This window comes from Streptomyces sp. Tu 3180 (assembly GCF_009852415.1).
In the GTDB taxonomy this organism is placed as follows: domain Bacteria; phylum Actinomycetota; class Actinomycetes; order Streptomycetales; family Streptomycetaceae; genus Streptomyces.
In genome coordinates this window covers 7,872,100-7,886,093 of sequence record NZ_WOXS01000002.1, presented here as the reverse complement: position 1 = coordinate 7,886,093, position 13,994 = coordinate 7,872,100, and the positions used below count along the sequence as shown (strand labels likewise).

The 13,994-nt window shown below is 74.2% G+C and carries 16 protein-coding genes and 1 pseudogene; 6 read left to right on the top strand and 11 right to left on the bottom strand.

The window, feature by feature from the left end; translation table 11 throughout:
- Positions 1-100 precede the first annotated feature (100 nt).
- The 4 genes from GL259_RS35515 to GL259_RS35500 all read right to left on the bottom strand — a co-directional run bounded on the left by GL259_RS35515 (position 101) and on the right by GL259_RS35500 (position 2,291).
- Positions 101-475 (bottom strand): hypothetical protein, encoded by a 375-nt coding sequence (locus tag GL259_RS35515; RefSeq protein ID WP_159537661.1) that lies wholly within the window; start codon positions 473-475, stop codon positions 101-103.
- Between the two features lie 84 nt (positions 476-559).
- Entirely contained in the window at positions 560-1,072 is a 513-nt protein-coding gene (locus GL259_RS35510) for a roadblock/LC7 domain-containing protein (RefSeq protein WP_159537659.1), read from the bottom strand.
- A 38-nt stretch (positions 1,073-1,110) separates the two neighbouring features.
- On the bottom strand, positions 1,111-1,890 hold the full coding sequence (locus GL259_RS35505; protein WP_159537657.1) for a DUF4388 domain-containing protein: 780 nt from the start codon (positions 1,888-1,890) through the stop codon (positions 1,111-1,113).
- On the bottom strand, positions 1,887-2,291 hold the full coding sequence (locus GL259_RS35500; RefSeq protein WP_159537655.1) for a hypothetical protein: 405 nt from the start codon (positions 2,289-2,291) through the stop codon (positions 1,887-1,889). The genes GL259_RS35505 and GL259_RS35500 overlap by 4 nt, the downstream gene beginning before the upstream one ends.
- A gap of 455 nt (positions 2,292-2,746) precedes the next feature.
- On the opposite strand from GL259_RS35500, the gene GL259_RS35495 reads away from it, so the two are divergent.
- The 4 genes from GL259_RS35495 (at position 2,747) to tgmB (ending at position 6,010) form a co-directional block, all read left to right on the top strand.
- Positions 2,747-3,922 (top strand): hypothetical protein, encoded by a 1,176-nt coding sequence (locus GL259_RS35495; RefSeq protein WP_243762489.1) that lies wholly within the window; start codon positions 2,747-2,749, stop codon positions 3,920-3,922.
- 449 nt (positions 3,923-4,371) lie between these two features.
- Positions 4,372-4,698: a YkvA family protein gene (locus tag GL259_RS35490; RefSeq protein WP_166461604.1), complete on the top strand. Its 327-nt coding sequence runs from the start codon at positions 4,372-4,374 to the stop codon at positions 4,696-4,698.
- A gap of 120 nt (positions 4,699-4,818) precedes the next feature.
- Complete coding sequence (gene tgmA / locus GL259_RS35485; protein ID WP_159537653.1) at positions 4,819-5,010, top strand: putative ATP-grasp-modified RiPP; 192 nt, start codon at positions 4,819-4,821, stop codon at positions 5,008-5,010.
- A gap of 16 nt (positions 5,011-5,026) precedes the next feature.
- A complete protein-coding gene (gene tgmB / locus GL259_RS35480; RefSeq protein WP_159537651.1) occupies positions 5,027-6,010 on the top strand; it encodes an ATP-grasp ribosomal peptide maturase in 984 nt (327 codons plus the stop codon).
- Positions 6,011-6,053: 43 nt separating this feature from the next.
- Here the strand turns inward: tgmB and GL259_RS35475 are convergent, their stop codons facing one another.
- Together GL259_RS35475 and GL259_RS35470 are read right to left on the bottom strand one after the other, a co-directional pair.
- Positions 6,054-6,269, bottom strand: a complete 216-nt coding sequence (locus tag GL259_RS35475) for a hypothetical protein (RefSeq protein ID WP_073934139.1) — start codon at positions 6,267-6,269, stop codon at positions 6,054-6,056.
- Positions 6,270-6,432: 163 nt separating this feature from the next.
- Positions 6,433-6,906: a hypothetical protein gene (locus GL259_RS35470; protein WP_159537649.1), complete on the bottom strand. Its 474-nt coding sequence runs from the start codon at positions 6,904-6,906 to the stop codon at positions 6,433-6,435.
- Positions 6,907-7,093: 187 nt separating this feature from the next.
- On the opposite strand from GL259_RS35470, the gene GL259_RS35465 reads away from it, so the two are divergent.
- A complete protein-coding gene (locus GL259_RS35465; RefSeq protein WP_159537647.1) occupies positions 7,094-8,065 on the top strand; it encodes a helix-turn-helix domain-containing protein in 972 nt (323 codons plus the stop codon).
- Between the two features lie 108 nt (positions 8,066-8,173).
- On the opposite strand, the gene GL259_RS35460 is transcribed toward GL259_RS35465, so the two are convergent.
- The 4 genes from GL259_RS35460 to GL259_RS35445 all read right to left on the bottom strand — a co-directional run bounded on the left by GL259_RS35460 (position 8,174) and on the right by GL259_RS35445 (position 12,611).
- Positions 8,174-8,428, bottom strand: coding sequence for a DUF5133 domain-containing protein (locus tag GL259_RS35460; RefSeq protein ID WP_159537644.1), 255 nt, complete (start codon positions 8,426-8,428; stop codon positions 8,174-8,176).
- A gap of 110 nt (positions 8,429-8,538) precedes the next feature.
- Entirely contained in the window at positions 8,539-10,308 is a 1,770-nt protein-coding gene (locus tag GL259_RS35455; RefSeq protein ID WP_159537642.1) for an ABC transporter ATP-binding protein, read from the bottom strand.
- Between the two features lie 205 nt (positions 10,309-10,513).
- Positions 10,514-11,371, bottom strand: a complete 858-nt coding sequence (locus tag GL259_RS35450) for an aldo/keto reductase (protein ID WP_159537640.1) — start codon at positions 11,369-11,371, stop codon at positions 10,514-10,516.
- Between the two features lie 358 nt (positions 11,372-11,729).
- On the bottom strand, positions 11,730-12,611 hold the full coding sequence (locus GL259_RS35445; protein ID WP_159537638.1) for a GNAT family N-acetyltransferase: 882 nt from the start codon (positions 12,609-12,611) through the stop codon (positions 11,730-11,732).
- Between the two features lie 291 nt (positions 12,612-12,902).
- On the opposite strand from GL259_RS35445, the gene GL259_RS35440 reads away from it, so the two are divergent.
- A complete protein-coding gene (locus tag GL259_RS35440) occupies positions 12,903-13,793 on the top strand; it encodes a Gfo/Idh/MocA family oxidoreductase (protein ID WP_159537636.1) in 891 nt (296 codons plus the stop codon).
- 92 nt (positions 13,794-13,885) lie between these two features.
- On the opposite strand, the pseudogene GL259_RS39150 reads toward GL259_RS35440, so the two are convergent.
- Positions 13,886-13,987 (bottom strand): annotated as a pseudogene (locus GL259_RS39150) (IS5/IS1182 family transposase); the annotation flags it as partial.
- Between the last annotated feature and the right edge of the window lie 7 nt (positions 13,988-13,994).

Genomic DNA, 13,994 nt, shown 5'->3' with positions numbered 1-13,994 from the left:
CCCGGTGACGGCCGGCGGCCCGTGTCCTCACCGCACTGCGCCGGCCGGGGCCCTCCGCGCGGTGCGGGGGCCCCGGCCGGTGATCCGTCCGGGGGCCGGCTCAGACCTCGAGGTCGGCCTCGATGCGGCGCAGCTGGTGCCGCGCCATCGCCAGGTTGGCCCGGCCCGCCTCGAGCACCAGGTACAGGAAGAGGCCGTTGCCGCCGCGCCCCTTCAGCAGACGGATCAGGTGGTACTGGCTGTTCAGGGTGATCAGGATGTCCTCGATCTCCTCCTTCAGCCCCAGGTGCTCCATGGTGCGCAGCTTGGACCGCACGACGTCCGTGTTGCCGGCGGCGGCGACCTCCAGGTTGAAGTCCTTGCCGCCGCCGATGGTGCCGAGGGCCATGCCGCTGGTGTAGTCGACGAGCGCGGCGGCCGTCGCCCCGTCGATGGAGCTGAGGCATTCCTTGAGCGCGGTCTCGGTGTTGGCCATGGAAGGTGTCCTTTCCGTCGTGATGGGTGGTTCGGGCCGGCCGCCGGGTCGTGTGCCGGTGCGCGGCCCGGGGGGAAAGCCTGATCAGCCGCCGGTCTGGGGGCGGGGCGCGGGCCGCTGCGGGGTCCGCACCGGGAGGGTGCCGATGCGGCGGGCCGGGTCCGGGGGCGGCGCGGGGTGTTCCGCGGTCGAGGTCCGGTCGGCGTGCCGGCCCCCGCCCGGACCGACGCGGATGTCGACGAGGTCCGCGATCCGGGCGCCGCTGCGCCGGCCCTCCAGGTGCAGCCGGCCCACGTTGACCCGGTCGTCGGCGAGGAGGGTGAGGACGGCGGTGGTGCCGGCCGCGTAGGTGGCGATGTAGCCCTGGGTGCCGCGCACCAGGAGCTCCCGGAAGTCGCCGCGGGCGGCGGCGTCCGTCATGCGGTGGGCGACCCCCAGCGCGGCGGCGGTGAGCGCGGCCAGTCCCTCCGGTTCGGTGTCCGGTGCGTCGTGGGCCAGGACGAGTCCGTCGACGGTGGCCGCGAGGGAGCCCGTCAGCCGGGGTACGCGGGTGCGGAGCCGACGCAGTTCGTCCAGCACGTCGGTCTCGACGGCCATGAGCAGTCTCCTTTCGGCACGCTGTCGGCGCGCGCGGATCACAGTGCCTCCAAGGCGTCCAGGAGCCGTCTCAGCAGCGCTGTGTCGGGCTCGTCCCACGCCGAGCCGCCCTCGCCGGGGACGGGGTGGACGGGCGCGGCGGGCGGGGGCGGCGCGGGGGTGACCAGTCCGTCGGCGGCGAGGCGGCGCAGTTCGACGAGGGTGTGGAAGGTGCGGCACGCCAGGGCCGAGGCGATCTGTGCGGCGGTGCGGCCGCCGTCGACCAGGGCGAACGCGCGGCCGCGGCGGGGCGGCAGGTCGGCGGGGTCGACGCCGGGCACGCGGGTGAGCGGGGCGGTGTCCACGGCCGGGTCGGGCCAGATGCGGTGCAGCAGGTCGCGGCGCCGCCAGGACTCGCGCAGCACCGTCGCCACCGGTACGGGGCGGACCGAGCCGAACCAGTGCGCGACTCCGGGGCGGAAGCGGAGCGCGGTGCCGTCGGGAGGGAGTGCGAAGTACGCCGCGTCGAAGAGCGCGCCCAGATGGCACAGTTCGAGCGCGCCGGCGGTGAGACGCCCGTTGTCCACCAGCTGGCGGCCGACGCGGTGCCGGGCCCCGGCCCGCTCGACCGCCTCCCACCACCCGTCCCGGGCGACGGCACCGCTGCGGGTGAGCAGGTCCCCGACGTCGGGGCTGTGGGCGGACTCGACGTGGACGACCTGTCCCGCCGAGAGGTAGAGGACGCCGGACTCCGTGGAGAGCGCTCCGGTGGCGCGGTCGGCCGCGAGGGTGCCGAGCAGGTCCGGGGCGGATCCGTCCGCACGCGCCGCCGTGGTCATCCGAGCACCAGCCTGTCCGCCATCTCGGCCAGCCGGATCCGGGCCAGGGCGAGGTTGCCGTCGGCGCGGTCGAGCCACAGGTAGAGGAAGACCGTGCTGTCGAAGGTGGTGACGACGAACCGCAGCAGGTGGTAGGCGTCGGCGGTGGTGAGGATCAGGTCCTGGACGGGCGGCTCCTTGCCGGGCCCGGCGGGTCCGCCGCCGTCGGCCGGCGCGAGGGTGCCGCTCTCCGTGGAGAGGCGGGCGAGTTCGGCGGTCTCCGCCGCCGTCGCCTCCGGATCACCGCCCGGCGCCTCGCCCACCGCGCCCAGCGCGAGCCCGCTGATCCAGTCGACCACCAGGGCCCCGCGGGCACCCGGGACGCGCATGGCCTCCAGCAGGCTCTCGTCGATTCCGGGCACGCCGGATCCCCCTCTTCTCGCACGTCTGTGCCGCGAACGTGACGCCGACGCTACGGTGTGTGCTCGACCGAGGTGAGGACTTTGGCGTTTTCCGGAGGAATATGCGACAGGGCCGGCTCGGCGCTGATAGGGTCCGCGCCCCGTCCCGGCACCCGGGGACCGGCCGTCCGGTGCGCGCGGGCAGGACCCGCCCCGATGCGGATGGTGGGCCGGCCCTGCCCGCGGGACCCCATGATGGTGCCCCCGGTACCGCCGGGACCACGGGTGAACGGCCGTCATCGTGTGCGCGCCGCGCACACCCCGCGCGCGCCGCCGCGCGTGCGCCCGTGTCACATGGAGGCCGTCCGGCGGGGTAGGAGCAGCCGGGACCCGCCGTCCGGCGGGTCCCGTGTCACTTCGCCGGCCGACGGCGACGATACTGGCAGGAGCACGTGCCCCCGCTCACCACTGGACCCATGCCGACCTCCCCCACAGCCCGCCCCGCCACTCCTCCCACTGTCTGGCTGGCCCGCGGCCGCCACGCCGGAACCACGGCCGAGGACGTGATCCGGCACACCCTGCGCCGGCTCAAGGACAGCCAGGACATCGACGACTTCCTGGAGGTCCCCGAATCCGCGACCGCCCCGTACCGGGTCTTCGAGTCCCGCGCCCGGATCGCCGGGGAGGTCACCGTGCGGGCCCGGCTCAGGCTCGCGCCCGGCACGAAGAGGGGTCAGGACTGGACGCTGGTCGCGGAGGCCGCACAGCCGTGGGACCACGCCTGGCCGTCCCCGGCCGGCATGTTCTGGCCTCAGGAGCCGGACGCCGACTGGCGGTACGACGCCGCGACGGGGCTGCGGCGGGAAGGGATCAACCCGCTCCCCGAGGACGACAAGGCCGTGCGGCGGCGGCTGCGCGACTGCGCGCGTGACACGTGGAACCTCCACGTCGTCGTCCACGAGGCCATGACCACGGACGAGCGCGGCCGGGTGCCGCTCGCGCACTGGCTGCCGCCGGCCCTGCGGCACCGCGTCGTGGAGCACCGGGCCGCGCCGCAGCAGGCGCGGGTGGTGAACTGGGCGCTGCGGGAGTTCGGCGTGGAGGTGCCGCGCGGAGGTGCGGTGGTGCTGCCCGGCAGCCCCGCTCCGGACGGCTACGGCGCCGGGGACTTCTCCGTGCGCGCGGTCTTCCTGGACGGTTCGGAGCCCGTCGACCTCGTCGAGGCCGTGACCCGGTTCGACACGCTGCCGCGTCCGCTGCCGGACGGCGCGCAGGACGCCCTGACCGCGCTGCGGGAGGAATGGCGCCTGCTGACGCTGGAGGAGGAACTCGCCCGCGAGCGCGAGCGGGTGGCCATGTACGCCGAGGCGCTGGACGCCATGACGAAGTCCCGGGACCTGTACCGGGAGGCCGCCGAACGCGCGCACGAGGCGCTGGCCGCGTACCGGGAGTCGGCCGAGGCGCCGGGAGAGAGGCCGCTGCCCCTCCCCCGGACGGCCGCCTCTCCGCTCCGGCAGCTGACCCGCGCGCTGGACCGGCTGAAGGACGGCGCCGGGATACGGCGTCCCCCGGCCCGCGGGGACGCGCAGACGGCGGCTGCGTCGGGGCCGGCGGCGTCCGAGTCCCCGTCGGCGACGGCGTCCGAGCGGTAGCCGGTCCCGAAACGGGCGGGCGGGCCGGTCGCCGTTCGGACGGTGGCGCGAGCGCGAGGTCCACCGCCCGGGACGGGGGGCCGGACCGGCGGGCCGCCGGACGGATCGCCGTACGGCCGCCGGGACGCCGTGGCGTACCCGATCCGGCGGATCCACGGGAAGGCTGGGGCCGCCCCGGGCGCCGGACGTGCGACGAGCGGACGGGCGGCGGACGGCGGACGACGCCGTACGGACCATTACCGGGCGCCCCGTCCGGCGCCGGCATTCGGCCGGGCCACCGGGGTGACCTGCGGTGATCCGGTGTTCCGCGGGGTCTCGCGGGGCATCGGGCGCGAGCGGGCCTGTCCGGTTCCCGCCCGCCATACCGGCGCCGGAAGGGGGAATCCGCTCGGAGGGACCTGTGCCGGGGCGAAGTCCGTGGCGCGGGCCCCGGGGAGGAGGGCAGTCCGTTGGAGAGGACCACCGTGGTGCTCGCCGTCGCCGCGGTCCTCGCGGCCGTCGTGCTGGCCGGTGCCGTCGCGGTCCTGGTGCGACTGGTCCGCACGCGAAGGGAGTTGCGCCGCGCCGGTCTGCCCACGGGACCGCGCTGGGTCTTCTGGGGCGCGGTCCTCTATCTGGTACTGCCGGCCGACCTGTTGCCCGACCCGGTCTTCCTGGACGACATCGGCGTCCTCCTGCTGGCTCTGCGCACCGTACGCGGCTCCCTCGGCGCGGGTGCGCTCGGGGGAACGTCCCGGCGCCCGGACCACCGCCCCGTCGATGACTACGCTCCGTGAGGAAACCAACCACCCGTTCGATTCGTATAAGTCTCTGGAAAGCAAAAGAAGTCGGCGGACCGGGCGACGGCGGGCAGATGGCCGTCATCTGATCGGCGCAGCACCGACGAGGGAGAGACGATGCAACCGTTCGCGCTCAACTACGCCCGTCCGGCGGTGGAGTTGGCGGCTGCCACTCCGTACGCGTACGACTCCGGACTGCAGTTGAACGTACTCGTCGACGGGCGGATCGCGGCCTGCGACCACGCGCTGTTGCGCGAGGTGGGGACCACGACGTCCACCGCGGGTTCCAAGACCCACTTCGACGACTGATCGCGGACCGTAGACGATGACCGTGCTGATCCTCACCTGTGAGGAGGACGTGACCGCCGACATGGTGGTGGTGCATCTGAACGGCTCGGGGGTGCCGGTGGTGCGCCTCGATCCCGCCGACCTGACCGGCGGCGTCTCGCTGTCCGGCGAGTTCGTCCACGGCCGCTTCCGCGGCCATCTGTCCGCCGGGGGGCGGCTGGTGAGCATCAACGGCCTGCGGTCCGTGTGGGTGCGCCGGCCGGGCACCCCGGCCGGGCGGGCGGCCCAGCCGTCCGCATGGCTGACCGAGGAGGCGTCCCAGGCGCTCTACGGGATGCTGCGCGGCTGCGACGCGCGCTGGATGAACCACCCGGACGCGGCCCGGCAGGCCCGCCACAAGCCGTGGCAGCTGCGGCTGGCCCAGCGCTGCGGCCTGCCCGTGCCCGCCACGGTGATCACCACGTTTCCGCGCGCCGCCCGGGAGTTCGCGGAGCGCTTCCCGGACCTGGTGGTCAAACCGGTGTCGGGGGCGCATCCGCAGGATCCGCCGCGGGCGGTGCCGACCAGCCGGGTGGCACCGGACACGGACTTCTCCGCCGTCGCGTTCGGGCCGACGCTGCTCCAGCGGCGGATCGCCAAGCGGGCCGACATCCGGCTCACCGTGGTGGGGGAGCGGTTGCTGGCCGCCCGCAAGGCGACACCACCGGACGCGGATCCGGAGCAGGTGGACGTGCGCTTCGCCGCCCCCGGGGCACCGTGGGAGCCGGTCGAGGTCCCGCCGCGCACCGCCGACGCAGTTCACGCGTACATACGGAGCGCCGAACTGGCGTACGGCGCTTTCGACTTCGTCGAGGACGCCGACGGGACCTGGTGGTTCCTGGAGTGCAACCAGTCGGGGCAGTTCGGGTTCGTGGAGGTGGAGACGGGACAGCCGATCGCGCGGACCATCGCCGAGTGGCTGGCCCGTCCCGTTCCCGCGACGGCTCCGGAGGTCGACGGGGCGAGCAGCACGCTGCGGTGAGGGGCCGCCGGCCCCCGGTCGCGCCGGGCCGCGGGCCCCGTGGTCAGTGCGACCGCGGTCCGGGCAGCAGGGCGGTGCGCTGCCACCCGTTGCCCGGGGACTGCGGCCGGTCGAGGCCCGGGGCGTAGCCGGGGGACTGCAGAGGTCGCATGACCAGCTCCAGCTCCCTGCTCACGCGTTCGGCCTCGCGGCGCACCTGTGCGGGCACGTCGCCGCACTCCGCGATGAGTCGGTCGTAGATGGGGGAATCCTGGAACACCCGACAACGTGCCTTTCTGCTCGTCGGCCCCGACGCGGGGACGCGACTGCCGAGTGTAGGCGTCCGTTCGCCGTGACGTGGCGATTCCTCCGCACGACGTGACACGGAACGGGCATTTCGCATGAACTTCGTTTAAGGTGCACCACTTCCCCTTATCGGCTTTTCAGGCACCTGTCGTGGAGCCGGGACGGACGATCATCAGGACCGTGACGGTGGCCCACAGCAGGTTGAACACCCCGGTGGACATGGCCAGTCGCACCGTGCTGTGCCGGTCGACGGGGTGGCGCTCGTTCAGTTGTCCGATGAGCTCGTCCTGGCGAGGCAGCACGAAGGCGAGCAGGACACCGGTGGCCGCCGCGGTCAGGGCGATCGACATGACGAGCCAGCCGTCGCCCAGGACGCCCATCGCCAGGGCGGTGGCGAGCCCGAAGAGGGGCACCACGACCCCCACGCGGGCGTAGACCCGGCAGATGCGGTGGAGCAGTTCGACGGTGGTCACCGCGGTGGCGGCGGGCCCGCCGCCCTCGGCCGGGGCCGCCCGGCGCACGGCCGGCGGGAACATGCTCGCCGCGACGGTCACGGGACCGACGGCGACGATGGCGGCGAGAACGTGGAGGGACAGCAGGAGCTTGGTCACCGGGGCCCTTTCGATGGTGCGATCAGCGGTGGCGGGCTCACGTTAGGGCGCCCGCCGGACGGCCCCAGAGGCTGGAACGACAGGTTCCAACGGGTTCCCGCCAACCCCGCCGACCGGTGCTTTTCCCGCCCCGCCCTCCGGCGCCCCGGTTCCCGCGGGTGGCGGGAACCCGCCTATCGTGGCGGTCATGCACTCCGTGGCGATTCTGGTTCTCGATCGGGTCGTGCCGTTCGACATGGCGGCGCCCCTGCAGGTCTTCGACTGGACGCGGCTGCCCGACGGCCGGCGTCCCTACCGGGTCCGCCTGTGCGCCGAGACGCCGGAGGTGCCCGCGGACGGCAACCTGACCCTGCGCGTCGACCGAGGGCTGGAGGCGCTGGCGGACGCCGACACGATCATCGTCCCGGGCCGCGCCGAAGGCGCCCCGCCCCTCTCCCCCGCCGTGCTCGCGGCGCTGCGCCGGGCGGCCGGTGCGGGCACCCGGATCGCCTCGGTGTGCGTGGGTGCCTTCGTGCTGGCGGAGGCCGGGCTGCTGGACGGGCTCCGCGCCACCACCCACTGGGTGGCCGCCGAGAAGCTCGCCGCCGACTTCCCGCTCGTCGAGGTGCAGCCGGACGTGCTGTACGTCGACAACGGCCAGATCCTCACCTCGGCGGGTGCCGCCGCCGCACTGGACATGTGCCTGCACATGATCCGCCGGGACCTGGGCTCGGTCGTGGCCGCGAACGCGGCCCGGATGTCGGTCATGCCGCTGGAGCGGGAGGGCGGCCAGGCGCAGTTCATCGTGCACGAGCACCCGCCCGTGCCCCGCGGCTCGGACCTGGAGCCCCTGCTGGACTGGATCGAGGACAACCTGGCGCGCGAGGTCACGCTCGCCGCCATGGCGGCACGCGCCGGGATGAGCGAGCGCACCTTCAGCCGCCGTTTCCGCGAGCAGACGGGCACCACTCCGTTGCAGTGGCTGCTGCGGGCACGGATCAGGCGCGCCCAGTACCTGCTGGAGAACAGCGACCACACCGTCGAACGGATCGGCCGGCAGGCCGGATTCGGATCGCCCACGGCGTTCCGCGAGCGGTTCCGCAAGGTGGTGGGCACCACGCCGTACGCCTACCGCTCGGCGTTCCACGGCGGGCGCACCGCCCCCGCGACGGGCCGGTGACCGGTTCGGGTGCCCGCGGCGCGGACCCCGGTGGAGGCGCGAGGCCGTCCGCGCCTCCACCGGGGTCCGCGGGACACGACGTCCTGGCCGGGTGCGGGAGCGGCGGGATCAGACGGCCAGGGACAGGTCGCTCTCCCCGTCCGGTTCCGCGGTCCGGCCGGCCGGCTGCTCCTGTGCGAGCAGGTCGTCCGCCCGTGCGACGGCGTCGTGGATGCTGGACGTTCCCGTCATCACGCAGAGCGTGTAGCTGACGTCCTCCAGTTCGCGCGCCGCGGTCGGCGAGTGCCTCTCCGCCTGAGCGATCTGCAGCGTCGCGTAACGCGTCAGCAGCTGTCTGACCACCTTCGGGTCCGGTACGAGCACGAAGCGCCCCTCTCTGGTTTTCGCTGCGTATGCCCGCACCTCCCGGAAGCACTCACCCCATGTACTCACCTGGTCGGAATTGACCAAAAACATTCGCTTACCGACCGTCCTCAGGCCACCTGACCGCTGTGCAGCGCCGTGTACGCCCCGCCCCGCCGGATGAGCTCCTCATGGGTGCCGATCTCCTGGATCCGGCCCTCCCCCATGACCACGATCCGGTCGGCACCGCGCACGGTGGACAGCCGGTGCGCCGCCACGAACGTGGTGCGCCCGCGCAGCAGCCGGGCGAGCGCCTCCTGCACCAGTGCCTCCGAGCGGGTGTCCAGCGCGGACGTCGCCTCGTCCAGCACCAGCACCTTGGGGTCCCTGATCAGGGCGCGGGCGATGGCGAGGCGCTGGCGCTGCCCGCCGGACAGCCGTGCGCCGCGCTCCCCCACCACGGTGTCGAGGCCCTGCGGCAGCCGGTCGACGAACTCCAGCGCGTTGGCGTCCCGCAGGGCGGCCCGCACCGTCGCCTCGTCGGCGTCGTCCATGCCGTAGGCGACGTTCTCCCGGACCGTGCCGTCGAACAGGATCGACTCCTGGGGCACGACCGACAGGAAGCGCCGGTAGGTGCGCAGGTCGAGGCTGTTCATGTCGGTCCCGTCGAGCAGCAGCCGGCCGGAGGTCGGGCGGATGAAGCCGATGACGAGGTTCAGCACGGTGGACTTGCCCGCCCCGGAGGCGCCCACGAGGGCGATGGTCTCGCCGGGCGCGACGTCGAGGGTGAAGTCGCGCACCGCGGGGCGCCCGTCCGTCTCGTACGCGTGGCCGACGCCCTCGAAGGTGATCGCGCCGCGCAGTGCGGTGAGCTCCGCCTTGCCCTCGTTGTCCTCCAGTTCGGGCGCCTGGAGGACCTCGCCGACCGAACGGACGGACTCCAGCCCCTTGGTGATGACCGGGGCCAGCCCGGCGAGCGTGGTCGTCGAGTTGGTGAGGGTGGTCAGGAAGGCGCTGAGCATCACGACGTCGCCGGCGGTGACGCCCCAGACGTCGTAGTACGAGACGAGCGCCGCGCCGGCCAGCACCAGCACGCCCACCACGTTGAGGACGACCCAGGCCAGCGAGCCGAACCGGCCGTTGACCAGGTCCAGGCGCATCCCGGAGGTGAGCAGCCGGTCCAGGGTGCCGTTCATCCGGCGCAGGGCCTTGCCCTCCAGGCCGTGGGCGCGGGTGACCGGGATGAGCCGGGTCATCTCCGTGACCCGGGAGGACAGGGCCTCCACCTCGTGGCGGAAGTGCTCGTTGTGGGTGCGCAGCCGGGCCCTCAGCCGGGCGACCAGCAGGGCCGCCGCGGGCACGACGACGAGGAAGACCGGGAGGAACTCCGGGGTGCGGACGGCGATGATGACGAGCCCGCCGGTGAGCACGGTGATCGCGCCGAGTCCGGTCTCCGCGGTCTGCTGCACCATCTGCTCGACGGTCTCCACGTCCCGGACGACCTTGGCCTGGAGCACACCCGCGCTGACGCGGGAGTGGTAGCCGATGGAGAGCTGCTGCATGCGCGTGCACAGGGCGGAGCGCAGGGCGGTGCCCATGCGGCGGACGCTGCCGTAGAGGAGGCGGACGTACAGGACGTGCAGCGGGTAGTTGACCAGCAGGATGACCATGATGATGCCGGTGCTGGCCCAGAGCCGGGATATCGGCTGGTGCTGCACGACGGTGTCGATGATGGACGCGGTGATCAGCGGCAGCAGCCAGACGGGGCTGTGCTTGACCGTGAAGACGCCGACGGCGGCCGCCAGGCGGCCTCGGTCGGCGCGGAACAGGTAGGCGAGGGTGCGGATCGGATGCTCGCCCCGGTAGCGGTGGTCGAGCGGTCTTTCCAGCGACGACGCCATCGGTGGTGGTCCCCCCTGTGAACCCGTGGTCCTGTGAGCCTTCGAGCCGTCAGGCGGCAAGCGCTTTCCCGCACGGCCCGGAGCGCACCGGGCCCACGGGGTCCCGTGGGCGGTGTCCGCGGCCCGGACCGGCCGCCGGCGCCGCGGATCACCGTGCGTCCGCCCGCGCCGCGCCCCGTGGGGCGCCGCGCGGGCGGAGCCGGTCTCAGGCCGCGTCCAGCTCCGCGACCTCGTCGGCCGTGAGCACGAGGTCCGCGGCGCCCACCGAGTCACGCACGGACTCCGGCCGGCTCGCCCCCGGAATCGGCACGACCACCGGTGACTTGGCGAGCATCCAGGCCAGGCACACCTGGTGCGGACTCACGCCGTGCGCCTCGCCGATCCGCGCGAACGGGGCGTACGCCGAGCCCAGTTCACCGGCCCGGGAGATGCCCCCGAAGGGGCTCCAGGGCAGGAACGCGATGCCGAGCTCGTCGCACAGTTCCAGCTCCGGCTCGCTGGAGCGGAAGGCCGGGGAGAACTGGTTCTGCACGGAGACCAGCCGTCCGCCGAGGATCTCGTCGGCCTGCCGGATCTGGTCCGGGTCGGCGTTGGAGACGCCGGCCATGCGGATCTTGCCCTCGTCCAGCAGCTCGCGCAACGCGCCGACGGACTCGGCGTACGGGACGCGGGGGTCGGGCCGGTGGAACTGGTAGAGCCCGATGGCCTCCACACCGAGCCGGCGCAGGGACTCCTCGCAGGCCCTCCTCAGGTGCCCGGGGCTGCCGTCCAGCGTCCAACTGCCGTCGCCGGGACGCAGATGACCGCCCTTGGTGGCGACCAGGACGTCGCCGCCCCGGTGGTGGGAGGCGAGGGCCCTGGCGATCAGGGTCTCGTTGTGGCCGACCTCGTCGGCGTCCCGGTGGTAGGCGTCCGCGGTGTCGATCAGGGTGACGCCGGCGTCCAGCGCGGCGTGGAGGGTGGCGAGGGAGCGGGCCTCGTCCGGCCTCCCCTCGATCGACATGGGCATGGCACCCAGTCCGATCGCGCTGACCTCGACATCACCGATGCGGCGGGTGTGCATGTACGCGTGACCTCTTCCGGCTGTCGTCCGGCTGTTGTGAAAGCGGTTCCAGCCTGGTCGCCCGGGGGCCGGAAATCCAATAGAAGAAAGCGAACGCATTCAGCAGGCCTGACGCTGAATCGGGCCCGGACGGTCACGGACGGGCTCGCACCGGCTCCGGCGGCGGACCACGTCTCGGCGCCGACGGCGGGTCCGAAGGCCGAGCCCGCCTCCGGCCCGGGTCACCGCGCCCGGGCCGGACCGCTCCGCCACCGGCCCCGCGACCGCGTGCCGCAGGTCACCGGAGGGCCGGGCGTGTGCCGGAAGTGCCGACGGGCCGGGCGAGGTGCTGCCCCGGGTCCGGCCCGTCCGTCCGCCCCTACAGGTCGAGCCGGTGCTGATGCTCCGTGTGCGTGGGGATGTAGCCGAGGCTGTCGTTGATGCGCCTCATGTGCGTGTTGCCGTCGGCGGTGTCGGTCAGGAGGCCGCCGAGGTCCGGATGGCGCCCGTGGGCCTGCCGGATCGACCCGGCCTTCATCCACAGGCCGAGGCCGTGTCCGCGGTGCTCGGGCAGCACGCCGGTGCCGTAGTGCTGGGCGTCTCCCCTGCCGTCGCCGGGGACCACCAGTTCGGTGAACCCGGCGATCGAGTCGTCGGAGGTGTCGATCGCGACGACGGTGTGCAACCGGTCGCCGCGCTCCGCGACGGCCTCCGCCGCGGCCCGGACCCGGTCCACGTCCCAGGCCACGGGGGCGTGGTCGGTGTCGCCCATGGGCATGTCGTCCATGGCGCGGCGTGATGCGGCGAACGTCCGGGCCAGGCCGTCGGGGACGGTCCCCCGCCATGAGGCCAGCCGGTAGCCGGGGTGCGGACGCCCGATGATCCCGGCGAGGGCGGTGGTGTCCACGTCGGCCAGCGACAGGCGGGCGAACCTCAGGGTGAGGACCCTGCGGAAGCCGCGGGCCGCCAGGAAGCGGTCGCCGGGCGATCCGGCCTCCGCCTGCGCGACGACGCGGCGTCGGGCGGCGGCCCGGGCGGCGGCCACCGCGGCGTCGAGGAGCCGGGAACCGACCCCCTCGCGACGCTCCGCGGGGTGGACGTGGACGGTGAGTTCGGCCAGGTGGTCCTGTCCGGGGCCGGTGAACAGGCGGAGGAAGGCCGTCCCTACGGGGACGGAACCGGCGTCGGACGCCAGCCATGCGAGCCGTCGGTGGCGCGGCCCGCCGGAGGGGTCGGTCAGCGGGGTGATGCGAAGCGACAAGGTGTCTCCGTCGTGGGGAGGGGGCAAGGGTCGGTACGCGGGCTCGGCTGCCGGGCACTCCTGCGCATGTGCTCCACACCTCCTCGTCGACGGCACCGGTCCTGACGACACCGGCGGACGGGAGAACCTAACCGGTCCCCCGCTTCCCCCGCAAAGGATTTGAGCGACGGCCGGCGCGCGCTCCCCCGCCCGGGGGGGTTGCCCGCGGCCCGGGCCGGTGTGACACGCTCGGGCCCGGACCGTGGCCGGAGCACACCGGTGGCGGCGGATTCGACGGCGGAGGACGGCAGGATGCGGATCGGACTGCTCGGCACCGGCCCATGGGCGCGGGCGGCGCACGCCCCCGCGCTGAGCGGGCACCGGGACCTCGACTTCACCGGCGTGTGGGGCCGCCGTCCCGAGGCGGCCGGGGAACTGGCCGATCAGTACGGCACCCGGGCGTACGACGACGTCGACGCGCTGTTCGCCGACGTGGACGCCGTCGCCGTCGCGCTGCCGCCGGACGTGCAGGCGCGGCTCGCGGCACGCGCGGCGCGGGCCGGATGCCACCTGCTGCTGGACAAGCCGCTCGCCCCGACGGTCGCGCAGGGGCGCACGGTGGTCGAGGCCGTCGAGGAGGCCCGGGTCGCCTCGGTGGTCTTCTTCACCACCCGCTTCCAGCCCGAGCCGCAGGCGTGGATCGCCGAACAGGCGGCCCTGGGCGGCTGGTTCACCGGGCGTGCCCAGTGGCTGGGTGCGGTGTTCAGCGCCGACGGCAGTCCCTTCGCGGCCTCGCCGTGGCGGCGGGAGAAGGGCGCCCTGTGGGACGTCGGCCCGCACGCCCTGTCCGTCCTGCTGCCGGTCCTCGGCGACGCCCGGCGGGTGACGGCGGCGGCGTACGGTCCGGGGGACACCGTCCATCTCGTCCTCGACCACGTGAGCGGCGCGTCGAGCACCCTGACCCTGAGCCTGACCGCACCCCCGGCCGCGGCCGGCGCCACGGTGGAGTTGCACGGCGCGTCCGGCACCACGCTCCTCCCGGAGGCCTCCGAGGGGGCGGTCCCCGCCCTCACCCGGGCCGCGGACGCCCTCCTCACCGCGGCCGGCACGGGCACCCCCCACCCCTGCGACGCGGCGTTCGCCCTCCGGGTCACGGACATCCTGGCCGCGGCGGAGGCGCTGCTGCGCAGCGGCACGCGCTGAAGGGTGGTGCGGAAGGCCGCGAACAGGCGGGCCGGAGCGGTGTTCGGGCGTGCGTGGTGATGCGGCGAGGGCGTGCGGGCGGGCGACGGCCTGGCGTGGTGGAGGCCGTGGCCGCGCCACCGGCAGCCGCGGAGGATCTCGTAGTTCTTCATCCGGCCGGTGACGTGCCCGACACGGGCGCGGACCTTGCGGTGGTACTGC

Bases quoted from the DNA above. Each gene is read 5' to 3' on its own strand.
- GL259_RS35455 (WP_159537642.1), bottom strand. From the start codon at position 10,308: ATGGCGTCGTCGCTGGAAAGACCGCTCGACCACCGCTACCGGGGCGAG.
- GL259_RS35450 (WP_159537640.1), bottom strand. From the start codon at position 11,371: ATGCACACCCGCCGCATCGGTGATGTCGAGGTCAGCGCGATCGGACTG.
- GL259_RS35510 (WP_159537659.1), bottom strand. From the start codon at position 1,072: ATGGCCGTCGAGACCGACGTGCTGGACGAACTGCGTCGGCTCCGCACC.
- GL259_RS35495 (WP_243762489.1), top strand. From the start codon at position 2,747: ATGCCGACCTCCCCCACAGCCCGCCCCGCCACTCCTCCCACTGTCTGG.
- tgmB (WP_159537651.1), top strand. From the start codon at position 5,027: ATGACCGTGCTGATCCTCACCTGTGAGGAGGACGTGACCGCCGACATG.
- GL259_RS35440 (WP_159537636.1), top strand. From the start codon at position 12,903: ATGCGGATCGGACTGCTCGGCACCGGCCCATGGGCGCGGGCGGCGCAC.
- tgmA (WP_159537653.1), top strand. From the start codon at position 4,819: ATGCAACCGTTCGCGCTCAACTACGCCCGTCCGGCGGTGGAGTTGGCG.
- GL259_RS35515 (WP_159537661.1), bottom strand. From the start codon at position 475: ATGGCCAACACCGAGACCGCGCTCAAGGAATGCCTCAGCTCCATCGAC.
- GL259_RS35505 (WP_159537657.1), bottom strand. From the start codon at position 1,890: ATGACCACGGCGGCGCGTGCGGACGGATCCGCCCCGGACCTGCTCGGC.
- GL259_RS35465 (WP_159537647.1), top strand. From the start codon at position 7,094: ATGCACTCCGTGGCGATTCTGGTTCTCGATCGGGTCGTGCCGTTCGAC.